The organism is Sulfurihydrogenibium yellowstonense SS-5 (assembly GCF_000173615.1).
Taxonomy (GTDB): domain Bacteria; phylum Aquificota; class Aquificia; order Aquificales; family Hydrogenothermaceae; genus Sulfurihydrogenibium; species Sulfurihydrogenibium yellowstonense.
Genome location: NZ_ABZS01000223.1, coordinates 1 through 2,109, shown reverse-complemented (window position 1 = coordinate 2,109; position 2,109 = coordinate 1). Strand labels below are relative to the sequence as shown.

The following is a 2,109-nucleotide window of genomic DNA, read 5'->3' as shown; positions in this document are numbered from 1 at the left end:
GAGTACCAAGAAGTAGTACAAAAAATAAAAGATGTTGAAGGTGTTATTGATTATGAGCCTTTTGTTTATTCTCAAGCTATAGCCGGAAAATCTTCTAATCTAATTCCTGTATATGTAAGAGGCGTAATTCCGGAAAAAGATAGGAATTTTATGGCTCTTGATAAAAAAATGATTTCCGGTAGGTACGATTTAACAGATGATAACATCATTCTTGGAAAAGATGTTGCTCTTGCTTTAAATGTTTGGGTTGGAGATAGTATAAATATCATGTCTCCGGTTGGAAGAAAAACGCCTCTTGGCTTTCTACCAAAGCTTAAAGAGTTTAAGGTGGCAGGAATCGTTGAATTTGGTATTTATGAGTATGACTCAACGTTTGTATGTATGAGTTTAGAAAATGCTCAAAGCTTTTTTGATTTAAACGGTGCAATAACAGGTATTCAGCTAAAAATTAAAGACCCATTTAACCCAAGCATAGTAAAAGAAAAATTAGAAAAAAGATTAGATTTTCCTTACATTGTCAGGTCATGGACTGATATGAATAAAAGCTTATTCCAAGCTCTACAGCTTGAAAAGTTTGCAATGTTTCTTGTGATAGCTTTAATTGTAGTTGTCGCATCTTTTAACATTTCAAGTTTAATAGCGACAAAAAGCAGGGAAAAAAGAAAAGAGATTGCGATCTTAAAAACTATCGGAGCGGACAGCAATTTTATAAAAAAGATATTTATTTCACAAGGCTTGATAATAGGATTTATTGGAACATCTCTGGGTCTTATTATTGGTTTATCCGTAGTATACATAGGTGATACATTCCATTTGGTAAAACTAAATCCGGAGGTTTATTTAATAAATTATCTTCCAATGAAGATTTCAATTTTAGAAGTCTTTATAATTGCTTTATCTTCTATGCTTATATGCTTTTTATCTTCTTTATTTCCGGCTATTTCTGCATCTAAGGAAGTGCCTGCTGAGGTTTTAAGATATGATTAAGGCAGAAAATATTAAAAAGATTTATCAGACAAACGGCGATAGGGTTTTAGCTTTAAAAGGTATTTCTTTAAACATAGAAAAAGGTTTAATGGTTGCAGTAATGGGACCATCCGGGTCAGGAAAAAGTACACTGCTACACATACTTGGTGGTATAGATTATCCAACAGAGGGAAAAGTTGAGATTGACGATGTGGATATAACAAATTTAAAAGATAAACAGCTTGCAGAGTTTAGAAATAAAAATATTGGCTTTGTTTTTCAGTTTCATTATTTACTTCCGGAGTTTACTGCTTTAGAAAATGTATCTTTGCCGGCTTATCTAGCAGGAGATAAAAATGCAGAAAGTAAAGCGGTAGCCATACTTACAAAACTAAATCTAAAAGATAGAATAAATCATAAACCTTCTCAGCTTTCAGGCGGAGAACAGCAGAGAGTAGCTATTGCAAGAGCTATAATCAATAATCCAAAGGTTTTGATAGCAGATGAACCAACAGGCAATCTTGATTCTCAAAATGCTAAGAATGTTATAATGTTAATCAAAGAGCTAAATGAGAGTTTTGATATGACTGTTATCATCGCAACCCATGATGTTGAAATAGCAAAATACTGTGATTATATTTACCATATAAAAGATGGTATGATTGAAGGAATTGAAAAAATATAAATTTGCATAAATTTAAAAGGCATAAATAAAAACGAGGTAAAAAGCGATGTTTGAAAAATTCACAGAAAAGGCAAGAAAAGTAATACTAACAGCAAGGGAGCACGCGTTAAAATACAAAAATAACTACTTAGGAAGTGAACACATTCTCTTAGGGTTGATTGATGAGGACGATATCGTAGTTTTAGTATTATCTAAATTTGGTCTTTCCCCGGAAAAAGTAAAGAAAACTTTACTTTCTCAAATTCCAAGAGGTACACATACAGGAGAGATACTATTTTCTCCGGACGCTAAAAGAATATTAGAGTATGCAGTAGAAGAAGCAAGAATTTTACACCATCCATTTGTTGGTCCAGAACATTTGTTAATCGGGGTTGTTAGAGAAAAGTCCGGGCTTGGTGGAAGGGTGTTAAGAGGCTTTGGAATTGATGAGTACACAGTAAGAAGAGAGATATTATCTG

Annotated in this window: 3 protein-coding genes; all 3 read left to right on the top strand. The window is 33.0% G+C overall.

Translation table 11 applies throughout. The features are described from left to right. Nucleotides 1-987, top strand: a 987-nt coding sequence (locus SULYE_RS07810; RefSeq protein WP_007548234.1) for an FtsX-like permease family protein, incomplete at its 5' end; no start/stop codon positions are given. Next, the gene (locus SULYE_RS07805) at nt 980-1,651 is read left to right on the top strand and encodes an ABC transporter ATP-binding protein (RefSeq protein ID WP_007548232.1); all 672 of its coding nucleotides are present in this window, start codon (nt 980-982) and stop codon (nt 1,649-1,651) included. The genes SULYE_RS07810 and SULYE_RS07805, both read left to right, overlap by 8 nt. A gap of 46 nt (nt 1,652-1,697) precedes the next feature. Next, nucleotides 1,698-2,109: Clp protease N-terminal domain-containing protein (locus tag SULYE_RS07800; protein ID WP_007548230.1), on the top strand; the 412-nt coding region annotated here is incomplete at its 3' end.

Excerpts from the sequence above, each read along its gene's own strand:
- SULYE_RS07805 (WP_007548232.1), top strand. The coding sequence starts at position 980 with ATGATTAAGGCAGAAAATATTAAAAAGATTTATCAGACAAACGGCGAT.